We start from the raw sequence: 547 nt of genomic DNA on the forward strand, positions 1-547 counted from the left end.
AGGCCCATCGTCATGCCGCCGAGGAACTGCGAGCGCGCGGTGCGCGGGTTGAGGATGCGGCCGCCGCGACACCCCCACGAGCGCGGCACGACGACCTCGCCGGTGCGGACGTCGACCCGGCCTCGACCATCTGGGCGCCGTAGGCGAACCGGGCGAGCTGCGCGCGGCCCTGCATGTCCTCGCTGGTGTCGACGACGACCTCGAGCCCCTCGTCCGGGACGCGCCCGGTGGCCATCCGCGACCGCAGCGCGCGGCAGGCCTTCGCCACCGCCCAGCCCCACGACGCCGAGCCGGACGACCCGCCGGCGACGGCCCCGTGCGGCAGGTCGCTGTCGGCGATGTGCAGGTGGACGCGCTCGGGCTCGACCTTCAGCTCCTCGGCCGCGGCCTGCAGCATGACGGTGCGGGCGCCGGTGCCGATGTCGGTGGCGTTGACCCCCGACCGGAACGTGCCGTCGGCAGGGCGGTGGCCCGGGCGCCGGACGGCGCGGCCATCGCCGGGTAGGACGACGACGCGACGCCGGTCGCCGACCAGCCAGTCGGCCGT

1 protein-coding gene is annotated in these 547 nt (G+C 76.8%); it reads right to left on the reverse strand.

Annotation, left to right across the window (positions count from 1 at the left end):
- Positions 1 to 10: 10 nt before the first annotated feature.
- A partial coding sequence (locus AC2W7G_RS18275) for a molybdopterin cofactor-binding domain-containing protein (protein ID WP_485869684.1) occupies positions 11 to 547 on the reverse strand: 537 nt, incomplete at its 5' end.

The organism is Aeromicrobium sp. PFPM2_SD2 (genome assembly GCF_057364525.1).